At 70.5% G+C, this 21,084-nt stretch carries 19 protein-coding genes and 2 pseudogenes; 17 read left to right on the top strand and 4 right to left on the bottom strand.

Annotated elements, in window-relative coordinates; genetic code table 11:
- Positions 1–40 precede the first annotated feature (40 nt).
- The 16 genes and pseudogenes from ACWD5Q_RS00425 to ACWD5Q_RS00350 all read left to right on the top strand — a co-directional run bounded on the left by ACWD5Q_RS00425 (position 41) and on the right by ACWD5Q_RS00350 (position 12,559).
- On the top strand, positions 41–436 hold the full coding sequence (locus ACWD5Q_RS00425; protein ID WP_451424750.1) for a cupin domain-containing protein: 396 nt from the start codon (positions 41–43) through the stop codon (positions 434–436).
- Positions 433–1,695 carry a beta-ketoacyl-[acyl-carrier-protein] synthase family protein gene (locus tag ACWD5Q_RS00420; protein ID WP_451424749.1) on the top strand — a complete coding sequence of 421 codons (1,263 nt, stop codon included), beginning with the start codon at positions 433–435 and terminating at the stop codon, positions 1,693–1,695. Before ACWD5Q_RS00425 ends, ACWD5Q_RS00420 begins: the two co-directional genes overlap by 4 nt.
- The gene (locus tag ACWD5Q_RS00415) at positions 1,692–2,927 is read left to right on the top strand and encodes a beta-ketoacyl synthase N-terminal-like domain-containing protein (protein ID WP_451424748.1); all 1,236 of its coding nucleotides are present in this window, start codon (positions 1,692–1,694) and stop codon (positions 2,925–2,927) included. Before ACWD5Q_RS00420 ends, ACWD5Q_RS00415 begins: the two co-directional genes overlap by 4 nt.
- A 31-nt stretch (positions 2,928–2,958) precedes the next feature.
- Positions 2,959–3,219 carry a phosphopantetheine-binding protein gene (locus ACWD5Q_RS00410; protein ID WP_451424747.1) on the top strand — a complete coding sequence of 87 codons (261 nt, stop codon included), beginning with the start codon at positions 2,959–2,961 and terminating at the stop codon, positions 3,217–3,219.
- 1 nt (position 3,220) lies between these two features.
- A complete protein-coding gene (locus tag ACWD5Q_RS00405) occupies positions 3,221–3,703 on the top strand; it encodes an SRPBCC family protein (RefSeq protein WP_451424746.1) in 483 nt (160 codons plus the stop codon).
- On the top strand, positions 3,700–4,905 hold the full coding sequence (locus tag ACWD5Q_RS00400; protein ID WP_451424745.1) for an acyl-CoA dehydrogenase family protein: 1,206 nt from the start codon (positions 3,700–3,702) through the stop codon (positions 4,903–4,905). The genes ACWD5Q_RS00405 and ACWD5Q_RS00400 overlap by 4 nt, the downstream gene beginning before the upstream one ends.
- A gap of 46 nt (positions 4,906–4,951) precedes the next feature.
- Positions 4,952–6,082 carry an acyl-CoA dehydrogenase family protein gene (locus ACWD5Q_RS00395; protein WP_451424744.1) on the top strand — a complete coding sequence of 377 codons (1,131 nt, stop codon included), beginning with the start codon at positions 4,952–4,954 and terminating at the stop codon, positions 6,080–6,082.
- Between the two features lie 38 nt (positions 6,083–6,120).
- Positions 6,121–6,450 (top strand): TcmI family type II polyketide cyclase, encoded by a 330-nt coding sequence (locus ACWD5Q_RS00390; protein WP_451424743.1) that lies wholly within the window; start codon positions 6,121–6,123, stop codon positions 6,448–6,450.
- Complete coding sequence (locus tag ACWD5Q_RS00385) at positions 6,443–6,652, top strand: hypothetical protein (protein WP_451424742.1); 210 nt, start codon at positions 6,443–6,445, stop codon at positions 6,650–6,652. The genes ACWD5Q_RS00390 and ACWD5Q_RS00385 overlap by 8 nt, the downstream gene beginning before the upstream one ends.
- Positions 6,649–7,740 carry a methyltransferase gene (locus ACWD5Q_RS00380; protein WP_451424741.1) on the top strand — a complete coding sequence of 364 codons (1,092 nt, stop codon included), beginning with the start codon at positions 6,649–6,651 and terminating at the stop codon, positions 7,738–7,740. Before ACWD5Q_RS00385 ends, ACWD5Q_RS00380 begins: the two co-directional genes overlap by 4 nt.
- The gene (gene metK / locus ACWD5Q_RS00375; RefSeq protein WP_451424740.1) at positions 7,737–8,987 is read left to right on the top strand and encodes a methionine adenosyltransferase; all 1,251 of its coding nucleotides are present in this window, start codon (positions 7,737–7,739) and stop codon (positions 8,985–8,987) included. Before ACWD5Q_RS00380 ends, metK begins: the two co-directional genes overlap by 4 nt.
- A gap of 1 nt (position 8,988) precedes the next feature.
- On the top strand, positions 8,989–9,972 hold the full coding sequence (locus tag ACWD5Q_RS00370) for a carbohydrate kinase family protein (RefSeq protein WP_451424739.1): 984 nt from the start codon (positions 8,989–8,991) through the stop codon (positions 9,970–9,972).
- Positions 9,969–10,268, top strand: a pseudogene (locus ACWD5Q_RS00365) (homocysteine S-methyltransferase family protein); the annotation flags it as partial. The gene ACWD5Q_RS00370 and the pseudogene ACWD5Q_RS00365, both read left to right, overlap by 4 nt.
- Positions 10,269–10,484: 216 nt before the next feature.
- Positions 10,485–11,666, top strand: a complete 1,182-nt coding sequence (locus ACWD5Q_RS00360) for a helix-turn-helix domain-containing protein (RefSeq protein WP_451424738.1) — start codon at positions 10,485–10,487, stop codon at positions 11,664–11,666.
- Complete coding sequence (locus ACWD5Q_RS00355; protein ID WP_451424737.1) at positions 11,663–12,208, top strand: hypothetical protein; 546 nt, start codon at positions 11,663–11,665, stop codon at positions 12,206–12,208. Before ACWD5Q_RS00360 ends, ACWD5Q_RS00355 begins: the two co-directional genes overlap by 4 nt.
- A 123-nt stretch (positions 12,209–12,331) precedes the next feature.
- Positions 12,332–12,559 (top strand): hypothetical protein, encoded by a 228-nt coding sequence (locus ACWD5Q_RS00350; protein WP_451424736.1) that lies wholly within the window; start codon positions 12,332–12,334, stop codon positions 12,557–12,559.
- Between the two features lie 30 nt (positions 12,560–12,589).
- Here ACWD5Q_RS00350 and ACWD5Q_RS00345 read toward each other — a convergent pair whose 3' ends face one another.
- The 4 genes and pseudogenes from ACWD5Q_RS00345 to ACWD5Q_RS00330 all read right to left on the bottom strand — a co-directional run bounded on the left by ACWD5Q_RS00345 (position 12,590) and on the right by ACWD5Q_RS00330 (position 14,076).
- Complete coding sequence (locus ACWD5Q_RS00345; RefSeq protein WP_451424735.1) at positions 12,590–12,853, bottom strand: hypothetical protein; 264 nt, start codon at positions 12,851–12,853, stop codon at positions 12,590–12,592.
- Between the two features lie 64 nt (positions 12,854–12,917).
- A complete protein-coding gene (locus tag ACWD5Q_RS00340; protein ID WP_451424734.1) occupies positions 12,918–13,382 on the bottom strand; it encodes a hypothetical protein in 465 nt (154 codons plus the stop codon).
- A gap of 51 nt (positions 13,383–13,433) precedes the next feature.
- Positions 13,434–13,511, bottom strand: a pseudogene (locus ACWD5Q_RS00335) (PIN-like domain-containing protein); the annotation flags it as partial.
- A gap of 295 nt (positions 13,512–13,806) precedes the next feature.
- Positions 13,807–14,076, bottom strand: coding sequence for an ATP-binding protein (locus tag ACWD5Q_RS00330; RefSeq protein WP_451424927.1), 270 nt, complete (start codon positions 14,074–14,076; stop codon positions 13,807–13,809).
- A gap of 233 nt (positions 14,077–14,309) precedes the next feature.
- Between ACWD5Q_RS00330 and ACWD5Q_RS00325 the strand changes: the two genes are divergently transcribed.
- Entirely contained in the window at positions 14,310–21,068 is a 6,759-nt protein-coding gene (locus ACWD5Q_RS00325) for a DUF3320 domain-containing protein (protein ID WP_451424733.1), read from the top strand.
- The last annotated feature ends 16 nt before the right edge of the window (positions 21,069–21,084 follow it).

The following is a 21,084-nucleotide window of genomic DNA, read 5'->3' as shown; positions in this document are numbered from 1 at the left end:
CGTACGGCACCCAACCCTCCCGAGCCCGCTTGGAGCACCTGTGACCACCAGTAATCCCACCGTCCGAATCGTCGGAATCGACGACGTTCCCGCCAACCGCAAGCGCGGCGGCGACATGCGCACCCTGCTCAGCCCCGGCACGGTCGGTTCCACCTCGGGCTTCATGGGGGTGGCGATCCTCCAGCCCGGTGAGCGCGTCGTGGAGCACTACCATCCGTACTCCGAGGAGTTCCTCTACCTGACCTCCGGCGCCGTCACCATCGACCTCGACGACGTCCCCCACGACGCCCGAACCGGCCAGGGACTGCTGGTGCCCGTCGGGGTCCGCCACCGGGTCCGCAACACGGGCGAGGAGGAGGCACGCATCGTCTTCCACCTCGGCCCGCTCGCGCCCCGCCCCGAACTCGGTCACGTCGACACCGAGGTGTTGTCGTGACCCGACACGCGGTCGTCACCGGCGTGGGCGTGGTCGCCCCAGGAGGCGTGGGCGCCAAGGCGTTCTGGGAACTCCTCTCCTCGGGCCGTACCGCCACCCGCGGGATCACCCTGTTCGACCCCACCGGCTTCCGCTCCCGGATCGCGGCCGAGTGCGACTTCGACGCCAGCACCGTCCTGACGCCCGAACAGACCGCGCGCATGGACCGCTATGTGCAGTTCGGCGTGGCGGCGGCCCAGGAGGCGATCGCCGAAGCCGGTCTGGAGACCGACGAGGAGGCGTCCTGGCGCACCGCGGTCTCCATGGGCAGCGCCGTCGGTGGCACCACTCAGCTGGAGGCCGAGTACGTCGCCGCCAGTGCCCGCGGCAGCTCCTGGACGATCGACCACCGCAAGGTCACCGGCGACCTGTTCCGGGTGTTCTCGCCCGCCCCGCTGGCCGGGGAGGTCGCCGAGACGGCCCGCGCCCGCGGCCCCGTGCACACCGTGTCCACCGGCTGCACGTCCGGGCTGGACGCGATCGGCTACGGACTGCGGCTCATCGAGGAGGGCAAGGCCGACGTCGTGATCGCCGGCGCGGCGGAGTCGCCCGTCTCCCCGATCACCGTGGCCTGCTTCGACGCCATCCGCGCCACCTCCACCCGCAACGACGACCCCGCTCACGCCTCGCGGCCCTTCGACCGTACCCGCGACGGGTTCGTGCTGGGCGAGGGGGCGGCCGTGCTGGTCATGGAGGAGGCCGGGCACGCCCGGCGGCGCGGTGCGCGGGCCCGCTGCCAGGTCAGCGGCTTCGCCACCCGCGGCAACGCCTACCACATGACCGGCCTGACAAGGGAGGGGCTCGAGATGGCCGAGGCCATCGACCAGGCCCTGTGGCACGCCCGCGTGGACCCCTCCGACATCGACTACGTCAACGCCCACGGCTCCGGCACCCAGCAGAACGACCGCCACGAGACGGCCGCCGTGAAACGGGCCCTCGGCGCGCACGCCCACGACACGCTCGTCAGCTCCATCAAGTCCATGGTCGGCCACTCGCTCGGCGCGATCGGCGCCATCGAACTCGCGGCCTGCGTACTGGCCATGGACCAGGACACGGTGCCGCCGACCGCCAACCTGGAGGTCCCGGACCCGGACTGCGACCTGGACTATGTACCGCTCCAGGCCCGCGAGGCGCGGCTGCGCAACGTCCTCTCGGTCGGCAGCGGCTTCGGCGGCTTCCAGTCCGCCGTCGTCCTCACCCCGGGGGAGTACGCCCGATGACCCGGACCGCGCGCCGACGGACCGTCATCACCGGCATGGGGGTGATCGCCCCTTCCGGGGTGGGAGCCGACGCGTTCTGGCGCGCCGCGCTGGAGGGCCGCGGGACGCTCGGCCGACTCTCCCGCTACTCCTTTGACGGATACCCCCTGACGATCGTCGGCGAGGTACGCGACCACGACCCGGCTGAGGCGATCGACTCGCGCGTGAGGGTGCAGACCGACCGGTTCACCCAGTTCGCGCTCGCCGCCGCCGACCTCGCACTGGACCAGGCCCGGCTGCGGCCCGACGCACTGCCGCCCTACTCCTTCGGCGCGGTCACCGCGAGCGCCGCCGGCGGAGTGGAGTTCGGCCAGCGCGAGATCGAACGGCTGTGGAGCAAAGGCCCCGTACATGTCGGCCCGTACCAGTCCATCGCCTGGTTCTACGCCGCGAGTACCGGCCAGTTGTCCATCCGGCACGGCCTCAAGGGCCCCTGCGGGGTGCTCGTCGCCGACGAGTCCGGCGGTCTGGACGCCCTCGCCCACGCGGCCCGCGACATCCGCTACGGCACCACCGCCATGCTGGCCGGCGGCGCGGAGGCGCCGTTCGCGCCCTTCTCCATGGCCTGCCAGTACGGCCACGGCATGCTCAGCGAAGCACACGAACCCGACCAGGCCTACCTGCCGTTCAGCGACCGGGCACGCGGTTTCACGCCCGCCGAGGGCGGCGCCATGCTCGTACTCGAGGAAGCGGACGCCGCCCTCGCCCGGGGCGCCGAACCGCAGGCGTACATCGCCGGCCACGCCACCACCCACACGGGCATGCTGCGCCACGAGGAAAGCGCAGAGGGACTCGCCAAGGCCGTCCTCGGGGCGCTCGAAGAGGCGGAGTGCACGCCGTCCGACATCGGAGTGGTCTTCGCCGACGGACTGGCCGTCCCCGCCGCCGACCGCGCCGAGGCGGCCGCCCTGCGGCAGGTCTTCGGACCCGGCCTCGACTCCGTCGCGGTGACGGTCCCGAAAGCGGGCTTCGGACGGGCCTACGCCGGTGCCGCCGCCCTCGATGTCGTCCTCGCGGCACTGACCCTGCGCCATGGCCTCATCCCGCCCACCCCGTACACCACCGGAACCCCCTACGACATCGACCTCGTGACCGGCGTCCCCCGCCCCACCGGGACGGGCGCCGCTCTCGTCCTCGCGCGCGGCATCGCCGGCGGCAACTCGGCACTGGTCCTGCGCACCGCAGAGCTCTGACCACGCCCCGCACCCACTCTGGAGGAACAGCATGTCCGCATCCACGGCCCTCAGCCACGAGGTGCTCGCCGAGGTGATCACCCGGTGCGCCGGAGCCGGAACCGACGCCGAGACGCTCCGTGACACCCGGCCCACCTTCGCCGAACTCGAGGTCGACTCGCTCGGCCTGCTGGGCGTCGTCGCCGAACTGGAGCAGCTGCTCGGCATCAGGCTCGGCCCGGAGGCCGAGCAATGCGCGTCCCCGGACGAACTGCTCGCCATGGCCAACACCCTGCTGCGATCGGCGGCCTGACATGAGCGGAAGCACCAGCAACTCCGTGGTCATCGCGGCCCCCCTCGACCTCGTCTGGGACATCACCAACGACGTGGCGAACTGGCCGCAGTTGTTCAGCGAGTACGCCTCCGCCGAGATCCTCGAACGCGAGGGCGACCGGGTCGTCTTCCGGCTGACCATGCACCCGGACGAGCAGGGCCAGGTCTGGAGCTGGGTCTCGGAACGTGTCGCCGACCGGGTCGGCCGCACGGTCAGGGCGCGCCGCATCGAGACCGGGCCCTTCGCCCACATGCACATCGAGTGGACCTACACCGAGGTGTCCGGCGGCGTCCGCATGGAGTGGAAGCAGGACTTCGCGATGAAGCCCGAAGCCCCCGTGGACGACGCCTGGATGACCGACAACATCAACCGCAACAGCGTGGTGCAGATGGAACTGATCCGTCAGCGCGTCGAGGCACGCGCTGCGGACCGCCTCGCCCCATCGAAGGAGACGCGGGCATGACCAGTGGAATCGCCACCACCCCGGCCGCGGGGGAGACCGACCGGACCCTGCTGGAGTCCGCCCGGAAGATCGCGTCCGGTCTTCCGGCCCGTTCCCTCGCCATCGAGAGCTCCGGCACGCTCCCGGCCGACCTGGTGAAGGAGTTCGCCGAGCACGACCTGTTCCGCCTGGCCATGCCCGTGGCGCTGGGCGGAACCGGGGCCGCGCCGCGCACCATCGTGGAGATCGTCGAGGAGGTGTCCCGCGGCGACGGCGCGACCGGCTGGTCCCTGCTCATCGGGAACATCGGCAACGCCTTCCTCGCCTGGCTCGACCCCGAGGTGGCCCGGCGGATCCTCGCCGCGACCCCGGAGATGATCGTGGCGGGCGGCCAGGCACCCCTCGGCCAGGCGGTTCCCAAGCCCGACGGCAGCGGCTACACCCTCACCGGAAGGTGGCCGTTCGGCAGCGGCAGCCTGCACGCCCACTGGTTCATGGGCGGCTTCATCGTCATGGAGAACGGCCGGCCCCGGACCAACGAGTGGGGCGCCCCGGTCATGGGCGTCGCCTACTTCCCCGCCGCCCAGGCCAAGATCGACGACACCTGGCACGTCGCCGGCCTCCAGGGCACGGGCAGCCACGACATCGTGGTGGACGGTATCGACCTGCCCCTCGCGCACACCTCCGTGCCCTACTTCGAGCGTGCCTCCTACGACGATCCGCTGTACCGCCTCACCGCCTACAACCTCCTGCTCACCGTCATGTCCGGCTTCCCGCTCGGCGTGGCCCGCCGCGCTCTCGACGAGGCCCGACGCCAGTTCGCCGACCGCAGGCTGCTGGGCACCGGCACGCCCTACCTGGAGGATCCGGCCGTCCAGGTCGCCTTCCTCAAGCACGAGACGGCCCTGGACGCCGCCCGCCGTCACCTGCTGGACACGCTTGACGAACTGCTCGGCACGCTCGCCCGCGAGCAGGTCGACTACGCCGAGCGGGCCCGGCTCGCGGCCGCGATCATCCATGTCTACGACGTGGGCCGGGAGCTGGTGCAGGGGCTGTTCCGACTCGCGGGCACGGCTGCCGTCCTCGACACGAACCTGCTCCAGCGTTGCATGCGCGACCTGGTCGCCGGATCCCAGCATGTGGCCTTCTCCTTCGATTCCCGCAAGCGCATCGCCAACGCCCGACTCGGCCTGCAGACCGCACCCGCGTTCTTCGGCGTGTGAGAGGCCGCCGCCGAACCGCCAACCGAGAACAAGTGAGGCAGAGACCATGTCCGTCACCGCACTGGAGAGTTCCCCGATCGAGGAGGCCGTCCGTCTGGCGGCGACCCTGCCGGACCGGGCGTTGGAAGTGGAATCCGGGCGCACCGTGCCGTCCGACCTGGTGGGTGAGTTGCGCGCCGCAGGCCTGTTCAGCCTGATGACGCCGGCCTCGCTCGGCGGGCTCGAAGCCGACCCGCTCACGATCGTCCGGGTCGTGGAGGAGCTGAGCCGCGGCGACGCCGCGACGGGGTGGACCGTTCTCATCGGCCAGGGGGCCGGCTACCTGGCCTGGCTGGAGCCGGACGTGGCGCAGGAGATCGTGAGCGCCACCCCCGCGCCGTTGATCACCGGCTCGATGGCACCGCTCGGCACGGCCGCCGACGCGGGCGAGGACGGCATACGGCTCACCGGCCGCTGGCCGTACACCAGCGGCTGCGGGCTCTCCGACCACCTGGTGGCCGGATACCGCGCGGCCGACGGGCAGCACCGCTTCGCCCTGCTGCCCCGCGCTGCCGTCACCGTCCACGACACCTGGCACGTGGCCGGGCTGCGCGGCACGGGCAGCCACGACATCGAGGCCACCGCCGTGCTCGTCCCGCACCGGCTGACCTTCAACCCCTACGGTCCGGCGCGCGAGGACGGCCCCCTGTACCGGCTGCCGTACATGACCTATCTGCTCGTCGCCATGGCAGGTTTCCCGCTCGGGGCCGCCCGCCGCATCGTCGACGAGTACCGGCAGATCGTCCTCGCCAAGCGCAACACCGAGCGGACACTGCTGGCCGAGACCCCCATCGTCCAGGCCGAGATCGCCCGCTGCGAGGCGACCGTCGGGGCCGCCCGCGCCTTCGTCCACGAGGCCGTGGGCCAGGTGTGGGCCGAAACCCAGGACGGCGTCGCCTCACCGCGGTCCCGCGCCCGGCTCACCGCCGCCGTCCAGCACGCCATGCGGGCCACGCTCGACGTCGCCGACTCGGCGATGCGGGCCTGCGGCGCCAGCCAGCTCTACCACCGGGCGCCGCTCCAGCGTTACTTCCGCGATGTGCAGACCGCCGCACAGCACATCGCCTTCGGCCTGGAGGCGCAGCGCAGGGTCGGCTCCGTCCTGCTCGACCAGGACGTCCCCGACTTCCTCATCTGACCCCGCCGGCCCCCTTCCGTACGGACCAGGAGAGACAGATGTACCGAAGCCTTATCGTCGCCCGCATGCTGCCCGATGCCGCCCCGGACATCGCGGACATCTTCGGGCGCTCCGACCACGGTTCCGGCCTTCCCGAGACCATCGGGGTCCGCTCCCGCAGCCTCTTCCAGTTCGGCGAGGTCTACCTCCACCTCGTGGAGGGCGACGCGCCCGTGGAGGCATCCGTCACCCGCAACCGCAAGCACCCGGAGTTCCGGCGCATCAGCGAGGAACTGGGCCCGTTCGTGTCGGCGTACGACCCCGCGACCTGGCGGGAGCCGAAGGACGCCATGGCCCACGAGTTCTACCGCTGGGAACGGGATGCCTGACCACACCGCTCCCTGGCGGCGCGGCCGCCCCTCTCCGTGGGACGCGTTCACCTACGACTACCAGGTCCCCCCGGACGCGTCCCTCGGGCACCGCATCTGGTCCGCCTGCGCCCTCGGCCTCATGCACGTCGGCTGGTGGTACGGCCTGGCCCAGCCGCATCTGATGTTCCCCGACCGGCATTCACAGGAAGGCAAACCATGAGCGGTGCCACGCGACCGGCCCCCCTGTCGGAGCCGATGGCGCACGACGGTCCCCCGGACGTCGTCGCCCTCAACCACCTGGTCGTCACCACCGCCCCGTGGGCCTTCCAGAGCCTGTACGTCGCCGCGAAGCTCGGCCTCGCGGACGCGCTGCGGCACGGGCCCCGTTCCAGTGACGACCTCGCCGAGGAGACCGGCGCGCATCCCGGAGCGCTGTACCGGTTCTGCCGGGCACTCGCGGCGCTCGGCATCCTGCGCGAGCATCCCGACCGGGTCTTCACCACGACCCCGACGGGGGCCGCCCTGCAGTCCGACGCCCCCCGTGGCCTGCGCCACTTCATCATCGTCAACGGCGAGGAGAGCTTCCGTGCCTGGGCGGAGGTGATGCACACCGTCCGCACGGGGGAAGCCGCCTTCGACCATGTCTACGGGCTCTCGCACTTCGCCTACCTGGCAAGGGAGGCGGGAGCCAGCACCTCCTTCAACGCCATGGCGAGGACGGGCGCGCCGACCGACGCGGTCGACGGCTGCGACTTCGACGGCGACCGGGTCGTGGTGGACGTCGGCGGAGGAGCCGGCGGACTCCTGGCCCACATCCTCGCCGGGCACCCGAAGCTCAGGGGCATACTCCTGGACACGCCCGCCGGTGTGGCGCAGGCCCCGGAACTGCTGGCGGCCCACGGGGTGCTCGACCGGGCGGAGATCCAGGGAGGGAGCTTCTTCGACTCCGTGCCCAGCGGCGGCGACAGCTACATCCTGTCCCGCGTCATCCACGACTGGAACGACGACGACGCGCTGCGGATCCTGCGCAGCGTATGCGAGGCGATGCCGCCCGGCGCGCGGCTGATCCTCATCGACAAGGTGATTCCCGACGTCGCCGGATTCCACCCGGGCAAGTTCTCCGACCTCCAGATGCTGGTGGTGCTCGGCGGCCAGGAGCGCACGCTCGACGAACTGACGGCGCTGCTGGACCGGGCCGGCTTCCGCATCACCGATGTGCGGCTGCCCGAGTTCGGCCCGGAGGCCCCCTGGGCGGAGGCAGTGATCCGGGCGACACCGGTCGACTTCGACGAGAGGAACGCACGATGACCAGCGCACGAGCTCAACGGGGCACCGGGCTGCGCCTCTTCACCTCGGAGTCCGTGACCGAGGGGCACCCCGACAAGATCGCTGACCAGATCAGTGACACCATTCTCGACGCGCTTCTGCGCGAGGACCCGACCTCTCGGGTCGCCGTCGAGACACTGATCACGACCGGCCTGGTACACGTGGCCGGTGAGGTCACCACCAAGACCTACGCGGACATCGCGACCCTCGTCCGCAACAAGATCCTCGAGATCGGCTACGACTCCTCGAAGAAGGGCTTCGACGGCGCCTCCTGCGGTGTCTCGGTGTCCATCGGCGCGCAGTCCCCGGACATCGCACAGGGTGTCGACACGGCGTACGAGAACCGGGTCGAGGGTGCCGCCGCAGGTGGGGAATCCGACGAGTTCGACAAGCAGGGCGCCGGCGACCAGGGCCTGATGTTCGGCTACGCGACCGACGAGACGCCGCCCCTGATGCCGCTGCCGATCTTCCTGGCGCACCGTCTGTCGAAGCGCCTGTCCGAGGTCCGCAAGAACGGCACCATCCCCTACCTGCGCCCGGACGGCAAGACTCAGGTCACCGTCGAGTACGACGGCGACAAGGCCGTCCGTCTCGACACGCTGGTCGTCTCCTCGCAGCACGCGAGCGACATCGACCTGGACTCCCTGCTGGCCCCCGACATCCACGAGTTCGTGGTCGAGCCGGAGCTCAAGGCGCTCCTGGACGAGGGCATCAAGCTGGACACGGAGAACTACCGTCTCCTGGTCAACCCGACCGGCCGCTTCGAGATCGGCGGCCCGATGGGCGACGCCGGCCTGACCGGCCGCAAGATCATCATCGACACGTACGGCGGCATGGCCCGCCACGGCGGCGGCGCCTTCTCCGGCAAGGACCCGTCCAAGGTCGACCGCTCCGCCGCGTACGCGGTGCGCTGGGTGGCGAAGAACGTCGTCGCCGCCGGCCTCGCCTCCCGCTGCGAGGTCCAGGTCGCCTACGCGATCGGCAAGGCCGAGCCCGTCGGCCTCTTCGTCGAGACCTTCGGCACCGCCAAGATCGACCACGAGAAGATCGAGAAGGCCATCGACGAGGTCTTCGACCTCCGCCCGGCGGCCATCATCCGCGACCTCGACCTGCTGCGCCCGATCTACGCCCAGACGGCGGCCTACGGCCACTTCGGCCGCGAACTGCCCGACTTCACCTGGGAGAAGACGGACCGCGTGGAAGCCCTGCGCGCCGCCGCGGGAGCCTGAGATGCGCATCGCCGTCACCGGCTCCATCGCCACCGACCACCTGACGGTCTTCCCCGGCCGCTTCCACGAGCAACTCGTCGCCGACCACCTGGACACCGTCTCGCTGTCCTTCCTCGTCGACGAGCTGGAGATACGCCGAGGCGGAGTGGCCGCCAACATCTCCTTCGGCCTGGGACTCCTCGGCTTCACCCCCGTACTCGTGGGCGCCGCAGGCCCGGACTTCGAGGACTACGGCGCCTGGCTGCGCCACCACGGCGTCGACACCGCCTCGGTGAAACTGAGCCGGACCCGGCACACGGCCCGGTTCATGTGCACGACGGACACGGACCAGAACCAGATCGCCGTCTTCTACGCCGGGGCGATGGCCGAGGCCCGCGACATCGCGCTCTCCGAGGTCGCGGCCCGCTCCGGCGGACTGGACCTGGTACTGGTGGCCCCCGACGACCCACGCGCCATGGCACGCCACACCGCCGAGAGCCGGGAACTGGCCATCCCCCGGGCCGCCGATCCCTCACAGCAGCTGGCCCGCCTCAGCGGCGAGGAGACCCGTCAACTCGTCGACGGCGCTCAGCTGCTGTTCACCAACGAGTACGAGTCCGTGCTGCTCCAGGAGCGTACGGGGTGGACCGAACGACAGGTTCTGGACCGGGTGGGCACCTGGATCGTCACCCGGGGCGGCAACGGTACGACCATCCGGACCGGCGGCGCTCCCGCACTCACCGTTTCCGCCGTGCCGGCCCGGCACATCGCCGACCCCACCGGTGGGGGCGACGCCTTCCGGGCCGGGTATCTCGCCGGCCTGGGGCGCGGCCTGTCGCCCGAGCGCTCGGCACAGTTGGGCTGCGCGCTGGCGACGACGGTCCTGGAAACCGTCGGAACCCAGGAGTACACGTTGGTCCCCGCCGAGTTCTCGGCCCGGATCGCCGACGCGTACGGGCCGGAGGCCGCGGAGGAGATCACGGCACGAGTGGTGGGCAACGGATGACGGGGACCCGTGTGTCCGCGCTCCGGGACGCGCTCGCCACCCGTGTGGTGGTGGCCGACGTTGCGATGGGAACGATGCTCCAGGCCCAGGAGCCGACCCTGGAGGACTTCCAGCAGCCGGAGGGCTGCAACGAGGTCCTCAACGTCACGCGCCCGGACATTGTCCGTTCCGTGCACTCCGCCTGTTTCGACGCGGGCGTGGGCTGCGTGGAGACGAACACGTTCGGTGCCGACCACGCGGCCATGGCCGAGTACGACATCCCCGAGCGTGTGTACGAAATCTCCGAGGCCGGTGCCTGCGGCACCTGCTGCAACATCGTCTGGAACGGGTGACGGCACCCTGAGGGCAAGATCCGTGCCTTGCGGACCGCAATCCCTTCGATGTGCGAAGTGCGTCGTGCAGTCCACCTGCGCCGCATGACGGCATGGAGGGGACCGCTGCCCTCGGTGCGCCATGGCGCACATCCGTGACGTCGTGTTGCGATTTTCGCAACTCGCTCATATGGTGAACTCATGGGTGAGTCCGTAATCGATCGTGTGCGCAAGGTCATGACGGTGGCCGCGATGAGCCAGGCGGTGTTCGCCGAGGGCGTCGGGCTGTCTCCCGACAAGTTGTCGAAGTCACTCCGTGGCGTCCGCAGGTTCACGTCGTACGACCTTGCCCGGATCGCGGAGTTCGGCGGCACCACTGTCGACTGGCTGCTGACCGGTCGTGAACCACTCCGTCCCGCCTTCGCCGCCCGCACCAGCACCCCGGCGGTGGACGAGCGGGGTCGCGGCCAGCTCAAGGACCTCGTCGAAAGGTTCACCACGGCACACGAGGTGATCCATCTGCTGGGCCTTTCCCCGCGGCTTCCCGAGCTGCCCGCCGTCCGCTCGGACCTGAGGCGCTACGTCGATCAGGGCATGGCTCTCGCGGAGGACGCCCTTGCCGCGCTCGCCTCCGCGGGCTCACCGATCGTCGGCGACATGGACACGGCCGATCTGGTCCAGGCGCTGGAACGCGTCTTCGGCGTCGACGTGGCGAAGATCGATCTGCCGGACGGAATCGACGGTGCCGCGTGGCAGGCGGACGGATTCCGCCTCATCATGATCGCCCGGACGAAGGTGCCGACCCGCCAGCGCTTCACCCTCGCCCACGAGCTCGGCCACATCCTGGCCAGGGACGCCCAGGACCTGTTGACCGAGACACATCTGTCGCCCGGACGCCAGAAGGACCTGACCGAGGTGCGGGCCAACGTCTTCGCCGCCCGCTTCTTGATGCCCCGGAGCGAGATCAGCTCGCAGGCCGGGGAGAACGGCCTCACGGACGAGCAGCTCACCTCCCTGGTCGTGCGCTTCCAGGTGTCTCCCAGCGCTCTCGCGGCACGGCTTGCGCAGTTGGACTTGATCACCTCGCAGACGGCGAGCAGGCTGCGAGGTCTCACGACGCAGGACTGCCACTGGCTGACGGGACAAGCAGACCTCTTCGAGGCCCGCAAGACGTGGTCACTGGCCAGGCGACTGCCTTTCCGCCCGGCCCAGTTGCTTTACGACGCCTACCTCGCGGGAGACACGACGCTACGCCCGCTGGCCGCCTACACGGGTCAGGACGTGGACAGGATGCGGGAGTTGCTGGAACCCGAACCCACTTCGCTGGAGGACGCGTCGTCCGGCAGTGACGTGGACGAAGGGGACCTGGTCTTCCAGCCATGACGCGCCACTGCTGGTTTCCCGACAACACCGTTCTGTGCAACTTCGCCTCGGTCGACCGGCTGGGCCTCCTGGAGAAGGTGCTTGACGGCCGTGGCCGTTGGACACAGGCCGTGGCCGCCGAAGCCGAGCAGTCTGCGCGGTACTGGCCGACGCTGAGCCAAGTGCCGGCTGACGGATGGCTCGGCGAGCCCATCGAGATCGACGACCCTGCCGAAACCGCCCTGGTGGACCGTGTCCGCCGCGTCGTCTTCGCGGGCTCCCCGTCGCGGCCGCTGCAACACCTTGGCGAGGCGGAGACGCTGGTCGTCATCGAGCACCGCAGCGGCTTCGCCGGCTCGGTGTGGATCACGGACGACGGCGAAGCGGGCCGCTACGCACACCGCCGGGGCATCTGCGTGAAGGACACGGTCGGCATGATGTGCGAGGCCGCCGTCGGCGGCCTGGTCACGGCCGGCGACGGGCGTTCGCTCCTCCTGGCGATGGAACAGGCCGGACGCCACCTGCGCGGCATTCCGCAAAGGGCAGAGGACTTGTTGCGCTGACGAGGACAGAACGCGTCAGGAGGACGCGCGGCCTACCAGAGGTCGAGGTCTGAGCTGGTCCGGCCAGGAGGAGCCCTGCCGCCGGGTGCCATGCTGTGGCGGTTTCCGGAAGGGGAGGGTGAGATGACCGAGAAGCCGCTGACGCACAAGCAGGCGCTCGCCGCGGTGATCCAGGCGCTGGGAGGCACCTGGGACACCGAACGTGCCGTACTGGCTCTGCGCGTCGGCGGGTACCGGCCGGCGAACGACGAAGCCGCGGGCAAGGAGGCCCGCCACAACCTGCGCGCACTCGCCGAGGACGGTCTGATCGTGAGACCGGACCCGGACCAGGCCGTGTATCGGCCGGCATAGTCGTCACCGCAGGACTCCGGCGCTGACCCGTCAAGGGACGGCGGGCTCCTGGAAGCCGTTCGTGGTGATGTGGGCGATGGCTGACGGATGGCTGGTCAGCCACTCGCCGCACATCTGCCAGCGGGGAGAGGTGCCGTCGCTGAACTCGGGTCGCACTTCCGCGACGAGCTTGTGGTCGCAGTCGCCGCGCGAGGCCATGGAGCAGATCACGTCGCCTTGTTGCTCGATGGCCGGCACGTACGGGTGGATCGACAGGATCGCAGAGCGCATCTCCCGCGCTGCTGAATGCGGCATGGCGCCGAGGGCAACAACGCGGCTTCCCCGACTTCTTACGTGCCGTGAGATACCCGGTCGGCGGTCACGATTTGTCGTCGTCTCCCAGCTCGTTGACGAGCGGTACGAGGAGGGGGTGGACGGAGAAGCCGGACGCGGGGCCGGGACCCGCGTCGTATTCGGCCTTCAGGACTTGGACGGCCGACTCCGGGATCTTCCCCAGGTTGCGCAGCAGCCCGCTGATGCGGACCGGTTTGGTGAAGCCTCTGAGGGAGCGGCCCTCGGGGTAGTGGCAGATGTCGTAGACGCTCTTGGCGTCCGCGACACCGTCCATCTCGGCGGCGTACTTGATGACGGCGACCCTGTCCTCGTAGTTCTCGTAGGTCAACCGGTCGAAGAGTTCCTGGAGTGCGTCGGTCGTCCAGCCCCCGTAGGTTCCGTCATCGGTCCCGATCCGCTCGACGCGTTCGATGTCCTCGACGGATCCCTCCCGGAGACCGAACTCCAGGATCGGCGCGGCGACCTCCAGGAACCGCTTGGGTGTGAGCATGAAAAGCCGCCCGCCGCCGCGGCTCCTCAGCTCCTTGGTCAGTTCAGGCCGGGGGCCGCGGTTGAAGCCCTGCTCCTTGCGCCACCAGTCCTCCTTGACGTCCGCCGTGACGAACAGTACGTCGCACTGGCGGCGGCCGGCCGACGTTGGCGTCGGGGGCGACCAGACCGTGGGTCAGTACGGAGGTGAAGTCGTCGGTGGTCGGGGTCCGGAAAGCGCCGAAGTCGTCGAAGAGACCTCGGCTGTCCGACCCGGCCGTCGTGTCCTCTGCCACTGCGCTCCCGTCATCGCCGTATGCCGCGTCCGAGGGGCGGCGTACCGTCCCGTCCCCTCGCGTTCGCCCGCCGGGACCGTAGCGTGTCGAAGAGGGCCATCGGGAGTGAACGGGCAACTCTCGCCGATCTGTTAGCGCGGACCTCGCGTGTCAGCCGGACCGGTGGCTCACCTCCGCCCATACGGTCTTGCCGCCCGGCGGATGCGGTTCGGTGCCCCAGCGGTCGGCCGGGGCGCCGACCATGAGCAGACCGCGGCCCGTCTCGACGTCTGTCGCCGAGCCGGTTGGTACGACGGGGAGTTGCCCACCCTTGGCGTCGGTGAGCCGGAAGTCGCGGCCCTGGACGCGGCCGTGCAGGGCCGCGTTGGCTGCCAGTTCGGCGACGATCTGCTCGGCTCGCTCTGTCACATCGGGTGACAGGTCCCAGGTGCGGAGCTGCGTGGTGGCGGGGAGGCGGGAAAACCGTTCGTAGTTAACGCTTCACGCATTGGTGAGCTGACCGTAGAATTCCGCATTCAGGGGGGATCAGCGGGACTTGTGCGGCCACCAGGACAGTACGGACGTCTGTGGCCGCGCTTTGCGTTGGCGGCAGGGGGCACAGCCGTCGAGGCCTGTGCTCCGTTGTCCCAGAGGCGACGACATCAGGGACCAGCGTGACGAACTCGGGTGACTTCGGGGGCAGCCAGGAGCTCGACCGCCTCAAGGCGATGCTTGAGAACTGGCGCACCTCTCTGGTGGACCTGAGCGGCCGCAACCGGCTGCTCAATTTCCGCCACACCAAGTCGGCGACACTGGAGATCCGGACCCCGTCCGCGCGGGAGCTCGTCGAAGGCCTGGCTCGAGGCTGGGACTTCGCGCCGCTCCCGGACGAGGAGCCGGCAGCCGGCGAGGGTGTGCGACCCGGCGATATGGTCCTGGCGAAGAAGGGCGACCGCGCCGACGGAATCGTCACCCAGAAGACCACCGCGCCTTCTCTCCTGCGCGCGTTGAACAGCTTGCGCGCCAAAGCGACGCAGGTCTTCAACGACTTCGGCCTCTGGACCCTCAACCTCGGCGTCGGCATGCTCCGCTGGTGTGAGGACGGAGCTGAGACAGGCAGTGACGCCCCCCTGGTCCTGATGCCGGCGGTCATCGAGCGCACGCGCAACGGCCGGATTCGCCTCAGGGCGAGCGACGACGAGGAACCACGCCTCAACCCGGCCCTGAGAGTGAAGCTGCAGCAGTTCCACATCGACTGGACGCCGGTCGCCGAACAGGACCCGTCGGACCTGCAGGCGGTGCTCTCCGCCGCGGCTCACGCGGTCGCGGGCAAGCCCGGATGGCAGATCTCCGACCGCGTCGTACTCGCGCTCTTCTCCTCCCACAAGGAGTCGATGTACCAGGACCTGCTCGACAACGAGGGCCGGGTCCTCGGCAGCGACCTCGTACGGGCGATGGCGCTCGGCCCGCATTCCGGACTCGCCTCCGACCGTTTCGACTTCGAGGAGATCGAGCTCGACCAGATCGACGAACTGAGCCCGCCCGAGGACAGCCCGCTGGTGCTCGACGCCGACGCCTCGCAGCGTCAAGCCGTCGCCGCGGCCGTGGCCGGACGGTCGTTCGTCCTCGACGGCCCGCCCGGCACCGGGAAGAGCCAGACGATCACGAACATGATCGCCGGTCTGATGCACGCGGGCCGCAGCGTGCTGTTCGTCAGTGAGAAGGCGGCGGCCCTCGACGTCGTCCTCGACCGGCTGAAGTCGGTCGGACTCGACTCGTACGCTCTGGCCCTCCACAGTCACAACACCAGCCGCAAAGCGGTGGCCCAGGAACTGGGCCAGGCGCTCGGGGAGGAGCCGCGCGCACCGCAACTGTCACAGCAGACCCTGGCGCAGGCCAGAGAACTGCGCCTGGCGCTCAGCTCCTACGCCGAAGCGATGAACGAGGTCCGCGACCCGCTGGGACGGACCCTGCACGACGTGCTCGGTCAGGTCGGCCGGCTGTCCGAGGCGCCGGTGGCCTACCTGAGCCATGGTGACGACACCCCCACGGGGGCGGAGGCGACGTTCCGCGCCGAGACGCTCAGTGCCGAAGACCTGCGCCTGATCGTCGAGGCGACGAAAACCATCTCCGACGCTTGGGAGGCGGTCGCCGATCCGACGTTCCCCTGGCGTGGCCTGCGGGCCGGCCTGCCGCATCCCCGCCCTGTGCTGGAGCAGGCCCAGGCGGCACGGGACGCGCTCGCGACGGCGGTCGACCGGTACCGGGATCTCGCACCCGAAGGAGTGCCCGTCACAGATCAGAGCGGAATCGACCGTCTGATCGGGCTTCTACGGCTGCTCGACGTGCGGAGTCCCGTGCCGGAAGCATGGCTGACCACGGATGCCTTCGCCGACGAGGTGGACGACCGGGTCGACGCTTTCCTGGCGGAACTGCGCAAGGCGCAGCGCACGCGCACCGCCGTCCGAGCGACGGTGGGCGAGCGCTGGCAGGAACTGTCCACCAGGCTGACGGCTGAGCCGGGAGAGGCCGAGAAGGCACTCTCGGCGATGACACCGCGCGGCCTCGACCTCGCCGGACTCACGGAAGAGCGAGCGCGACAGCTCGCCATGGGGTTCGACGAGACCGCTGGTGTGCTGGAGCGGACTCTGCAGAGCCTCACCCGCGTCAGCCACCTCACCGGGCTCACGAATCCCGGCAGCCCCGGGGAAGCGCGTCATCTGTGTGACGTGATCGCTGTGGCCGGCACCGAACATCGCCCTCTTGAGCGGTGGCTGGTCCCTGAAGGCCCCGGGCGGGCGGAGGAGGCGGCGGTCAGGGCCACCGCCGACGCACTGAGTGACTTCTTCACCCGACGGGACCAAGTACTTTCCGCCCAGGCCCTCGCGACGGACCACGCGGGCCCGGGATGGGCCGAACTGCTTCCGGAAGTGAGCGCGGAGCGACCGGCCAACGAGCAGGCCCTCGCCGCACTGGAACCGCCAGGCGTCGACATCGCGCCGTTGACCGGCCGGGAGGCCGCGGAGCTGGCCGAGCGGTTCGACACGCTTGCCGACACCCTTGAGACGGCCGCCGAGCACGCCGACTCGGTGGCCGACCGCCTCGGGTGCGGTCGGCCGAAGGCGATGTCCGAGGCCGAGGACCTGGCCACGCTCGTGGAGCTGGGCACCGCCTTGGACCGCACGCTCGACGCATGGCTCGATCCCCGGGTACTTCCCGGTGTCCAGGCAGCCGTCGCGGAGATCTCCTCGGCCGCCGAAGAACTGGCTGCCGCGGCGGAGGCGGCGCGCGGCACCTTCCTGCCCGAAGTCGTCTCCACGCCCGAACTGCCCGAAGCCGTCCACCGGCTCATGGAGGGCCGCCAGGGATTCGCCGGCACGCTGTCCAGCGGCGTCCGGGCCGACCGGAAGCTCGTGGCCCGGCTGACACACGGCGGCTCATGGCGTGGCGAGCTGTACGCCAAGCTGCCACTGGCCGACGCCTGGTGCACCGCGCACCGGAAGCTACGGTCGCTGACCTCGACCCACGCCGAGCTGATCGGACGCTATCGGGGCACGGCTCTGCCTGACGTCCCGGCACTGCGCAAGGCACTCGTGCACGCCGAAGCGGTCCACGCACTCGCGCCGGAAACCGTCGCCGATCCCCACCGCCGGAGCCTGCTGGCCGCTCACCTGGCCGACGGCCGAGAGCCGCAACCCGCACTCGTCGAGCAGGGCACGGCGCTGCGCGGTGAACTCGCCACGTGGCGCCGGTACTTGAACAGCCCGTCGCTGGCACCGCATGCGGCCGACCTCACCAAGCTGCCACTCGACGACGCCGCCCGCTGGCTGCGCGCCCACCTCGCCCCGTTGCGACAGGCCGTCGCGCTGCTGGACACCGTGGCCTCGGCCGGTCGCCGCGACAGTGGCCCCGGTTTCGAGCACACGCTCGCCGCCGCGCGCACGGCGGTCAGGGCCGCGCACGCGGCCCAGAAGGAGACAGCCGCGTTCGACGCTCAGGCCGTGACCGACCGCGGCCTCCTCGGCCCGTGGTACCGGGGACTCGACACGCAGGCGGACGACCTGCACCACGAGGCGCCCAACGGCGTGACGGGATACGAACCTGTGGGAGAACTCCTGCGACGCGGTCTGGACCTGACGCGACAGCAACCGGGACCGTACGCGACGGAGCAGCAACGCGAGCTGCTGGGCCGCTACGTCCCGAAGGGGCGCCCCGCCACCGAGGCCCTGCGGGCCGCCTTGGACTCCGCCCGGCTGATCGCCCGCCTCGCGCCCGACACGCTCACCGACCCCGCGCACCGAAGCAGCCTCGTCGACGTACTGGCCGACGGCAGGCCCGAACCGCGCGAACTCCTCGAGCAGACCGAACAGATCCGCCGTGACCTGGACCTCTGGCACGAGTACACCCAGCAGCCGCAGGTCGCCGCAGTCGGCACGGTACTCGCCGTTCGCCCGCTCGACCGGGCGGCGAGCTGGCTCCGGGCACACGTGGAGCCCTTCGAGGACGCGGCCGACCTCATCCGCTCCACCGCCCGCGTCATGGAGGGGGACAAGGGTCTGACCCTGTCCCGGGCCAGGGAAGCGGTGGCCGCCGTCGTCTCCGCCCGTGCCGCCGAGTCCGGTTTCGCGGAGAACGACGCCGCGAACCGGAGCCTTCTCGGCACCCTCTACCGGGGGACCGAGACAGACCGTGACGCGGTCCTGGACGCTCTGGACTGGTCCCAGAAGGTCCGCCGTGCCGCACACGGCGGTCACTCGGCGTCCCTGCCACAAGCAGCGGCCCGGCTGATGCTGACCGCGCCCGCCGACCCCTCCATCGCGGCTCGCGCCAACGACTGGAGTCGCCAGCGCGAGGCACTCGCCGGGTACTTCGAGCCCGAGCGCGCGGAGGAGCTGCGACGCGAACTCGCCGAATCGCTCTCCACGGCCGAGTCCGTCCTGTCCCTCCTCGACCGCGACCCCTTCGGCCCAGAGGCGTGGACCAGCTGCGCCGACGCACTGACCTTGCTGCGCCGCTACCACCTCGACGGACTGCCCGACCAGCTCGCACGCCGCGAGGTCTCCGCCGAGGACTTCCCCGCCGCGATGGAGCGTGCGGTGCTCACCGCGTGGGTCGAGCACCAGTTGGGCACAGACCAGAGGCTGAAGCCGATGCGAGCGGTGGAACGGGACCAGCTGGTGGAGCGGTTCCAGAGGGCGGACCAGGACCTGGTGGCAGCGGCGCACGCCGAGGTCATCGCCGCCTGCAACGCCCGCCGTCCTCGCCGGACGTCGGTGGGTCAGGCCGCGGTGATCCGCCGCGAGGCGGAGAAACAACGCCGCCACATGCCCGTACGGCATCTGCTGACGCAGACACGCGACGTCGTACGGCTGGTCAAGCCCTGCTTCATGATGAGCCCGTTGACGGTCAGTCAGTTCCTGCCGCCGGACTTCGAGTTCGATGTCGTCGTCTTCGACGAGGCGTCCCAGGTGCTGCCCCAGGACGCGGTGAACTCCGTCTACCGGGGCAAGGCCCTCATCGTGGCGGGCGACCAGAAGCAGCTGCCGCCGACCTCGTTCTTCGCCGCGGCCGGCGACGGCGACGACGGCGACGAGTGGGACGAGGACGCCACCGACGGCTTCGAGTCCATCCTCGACATGTGCAAGGCCAGCGGAGTCCTGCGCGGGCTGCCCCTGCGTTGGCACTACCGCAGTCGGCACGAGAACCTGATCGCCTTCAGCAACCACGACTTCTACGACAACTCCATGATCACGTTCCCGGGCGCGCTGGAACAGGGGCCGGACATCGGCGTGGAGTTCATCAAGGCGGACGGCGTCTACGACCGCGGCGGGAGCAGCGACAACCCCCTTGAGGCCGCCAAGGTGGCCCAGCGCGTCATCCACCACTTCGACACCCGCCCCGAGCACACCCTCGGCGTGGTCGCGCTGTCGAAGGCGCAGGCGGAGACGATCGAGGAGGCGGTGCAGAAGGCGAGGGCGGCCCGCCCGGACCTCGACCACCACTTCACGGAGAGCCGGCTCGACGGCTTCTTCGTCAAGAACCTCGAAACCGTCCAGGGCGACGAGCGCGACGTCATCATCCTCTCCATCGGCTACGGTCCCGACCACCGGGGCAAGCTGCTGTCGACGTTCGGCCCCATCAACAGGGAGGGCGGCTGGCGACGCCTCAACGTGGCCGTGACCCGCGCCCGGCGCCGCATGGAGGTCGTCGCCTCCTTCTACGGAGGCGACCTGCCGGACAGCGCCAACAAGAGCGTGCAGCACCTCAAGCGGTACCTGCAGTACGCCCAGCACGGTCCCGCGATCCTCCAGACACAGGCCGCCGATCCGGACGCGGCTCCGGAGAGCCCCTTCGAAGAGGAGGTCATCGACGTCCTGCGCGGCTGGGGGTATGACGTCCAGCCGCAGGTGGGCGTCGCCGGTTTCCGCATCGACATGGCGGTACGGCACCCGGGCGCGCCCGGCACGTACGCGCTGGGCATCGAGTGCGACGGCGCCATGTACCACTCCTCGCGGGCGGCTCGCGACCGCGACCGGCTCAGGGAAGCGGTCCTGCGCGACCTGGGGTGGCGGCTGCACCGAATCTGGGGTACGGACTGGTATCGGAACCGCCGGGACGCGATGGCGCGGCTGCGGGCCGCGGTGGAGGCGGCGTGTGCGGAGGATCCGCACGCGGTGCGAGTGACGCCACCTGTGGGGCAGGACGACAGCGGCGGCGACCGTGGCCGTACTGCGGAGGTCGTGGAAGGCTCCATGAGCGCGTGGGGCGGAGAACCGGCAGAAGCGGCAGGCGGTCCGGTGGTCCCGCGAGTGGAGTTCGTGACGGTCGACGCCGGCCCCGCGCCCTGGAGCCGTCCCTACCAGGATGTCGACCCCGACCTGTTGGCAGAGGTACGTGACAGGTCCAGCGGCCGGCTGGGCCTGTGGGGCGTGGAGTTGCAGGACCCGGATGCCCTCGACGTGGTGGCGGACGTGGCGCTGTGCGTGGTCGAGGTGGAAGGACCCGTCGAGAAGGAGGTGATCTACACCCGGGTCCGTCTCGCGTGGGGCATCGGACGGGCCGGCCAGGTGGTTCGCGACCGCATCGACCGAGCTCTCCGCCGGCTGCTCAAGCAGGGCAAGATCGTCCACGTCGGTACGGCCTACGACATGCCCGGCCACGAGACGGAGTTCGCCCGCACGCCGACGGAGCGGTGCGCCCGACGAGTGGCGGAGGTTCCCGTGGCGGAACGGCAGTTCGTGCTCCGGAACGTGGTCGACGAAGGACCCGGCGTGCACCGTGAGGACCTGCTGCGGGAAACCGCTCGCTTCTTCGGGTGGGCGCGGCTCGGAGCCGACATCCGGGACGCGCTGACCGCCGACATCGACGCGTTGACCGCCGCCGGGGACCTGATCGAGTCGGAGGGCGGCCTGATACCCGCGGAGGATTCTTGATCCGTTGCGGTGGGCT

The sequence above is a fragment of the Streptomyces sp. NPDC002513 genome (assembly GCF_053595355.1).
This window is presented reverse-complemented; position numbering and strand designations above follow the sequence as displayed.

What these genes read in the sequence shown, in the direction of transcription:
- ACWD5Q_RS00415 (WP_451424748.1), top strand. Translation starts at nt 1,692, where the DNA reads ATGACCCGGACCGCGCGCCGACGGACCGTCATCACCGGCATGGGGGTG.
- ACWD5Q_RS00410 (WP_451424747.1), top strand. Translation starts at nt 2,959, where the DNA reads ATGTCCGCATCCACGGCCCTCAGCCACGAGGTGCTCGCCGAGGTGATC.
- ACWD5Q_RS00405 (WP_451424746.1), top strand. Translation starts at nt 3,221, where the DNA reads ATGAGCGGAAGCACCAGCAACTCCGTGGTCATCGCGGCCCCCCTCGAC.
- ACWD5Q_RS00400 (WP_451424745.1), top strand. Translation starts at nt 3,700, where the DNA reads ATGACCAGTGGAATCGCCACCACCCCGGCCGCGGGGGAGACCGACCGG.
- ACWD5Q_RS00395 (WP_451424744.1), top strand. Translation starts at nt 4,952, where the DNA reads ATGTCCGTCACCGCACTGGAGAGTTCCCCGATCGAGGAGGCCGTCCGT.
- ACWD5Q_RS00390 (WP_451424743.1), top strand. Translation starts at nt 6,121, where the DNA reads ATGTACCGAAGCCTTATCGTCGCCCGCATGCTGCCCGATGCCGCCCCG.
- ACWD5Q_RS00385 (WP_451424742.1), top strand. Translation starts at nt 6,443, where the DNA reads ATGCCTGACCACACCGCTCCCTGGCGGCGCGGCCGCCCCTCTCCGTGG.
- ACWD5Q_RS00380 (WP_451424741.1), top strand. Translation starts at nt 6,649, where the DNA reads ATGAGCGGTGCCACGCGACCGGCCCCCCTGTCGGAGCCGATGGCGCAC.
- metK (WP_451424740.1), top strand. Translation starts at nt 7,737, where the DNA reads ATGACCAGCGCACGAGCTCAACGGGGCACCGGGCTGCGCCTCTTCACC.
- ACWD5Q_RS00370 (WP_451424739.1), top strand. Translation starts at nt 8,989, where the DNA reads ATGCGCATCGCCGTCACCGGCTCCATCGCCACCGACCACCTGACGGTC.
- ACWD5Q_RS00360 (WP_451424738.1), top strand. Translation starts at nt 10,485, where the DNA reads ATGGGTGAGTCCGTAATCGATCGTGTGCGCAAGGTCATGACGGTGGCC.
- ACWD5Q_RS00355 (WP_451424737.1), top strand. Translation starts at nt 11,663, where the DNA reads ATGACGCGCCACTGCTGGTTTCCCGACAACACCGTTCTGTGCAACTTC.
- ACWD5Q_RS00350 (WP_451424736.1), top strand. Translation starts at nt 12,332, where the DNA reads ATGACCGAGAAGCCGCTGACGCACAAGCAGGCGCTCGCCGCGGTGATC.
- ACWD5Q_RS00345 (WP_451424735.1), bottom strand. Translation starts at nt 12,853, where the DNA reads ATGCCGCATTCAGCAGCGCGGGAGATGCGCTCTGCGATCCTGTCGATC.
- ACWD5Q_RS00340 (WP_451424734.1), bottom strand. Translation starts at nt 13,382, where the DNA reads ATGCTCACACCCAAGCGGTTCCTGGAGGTCGCCGCGCCGATCCTGGAG.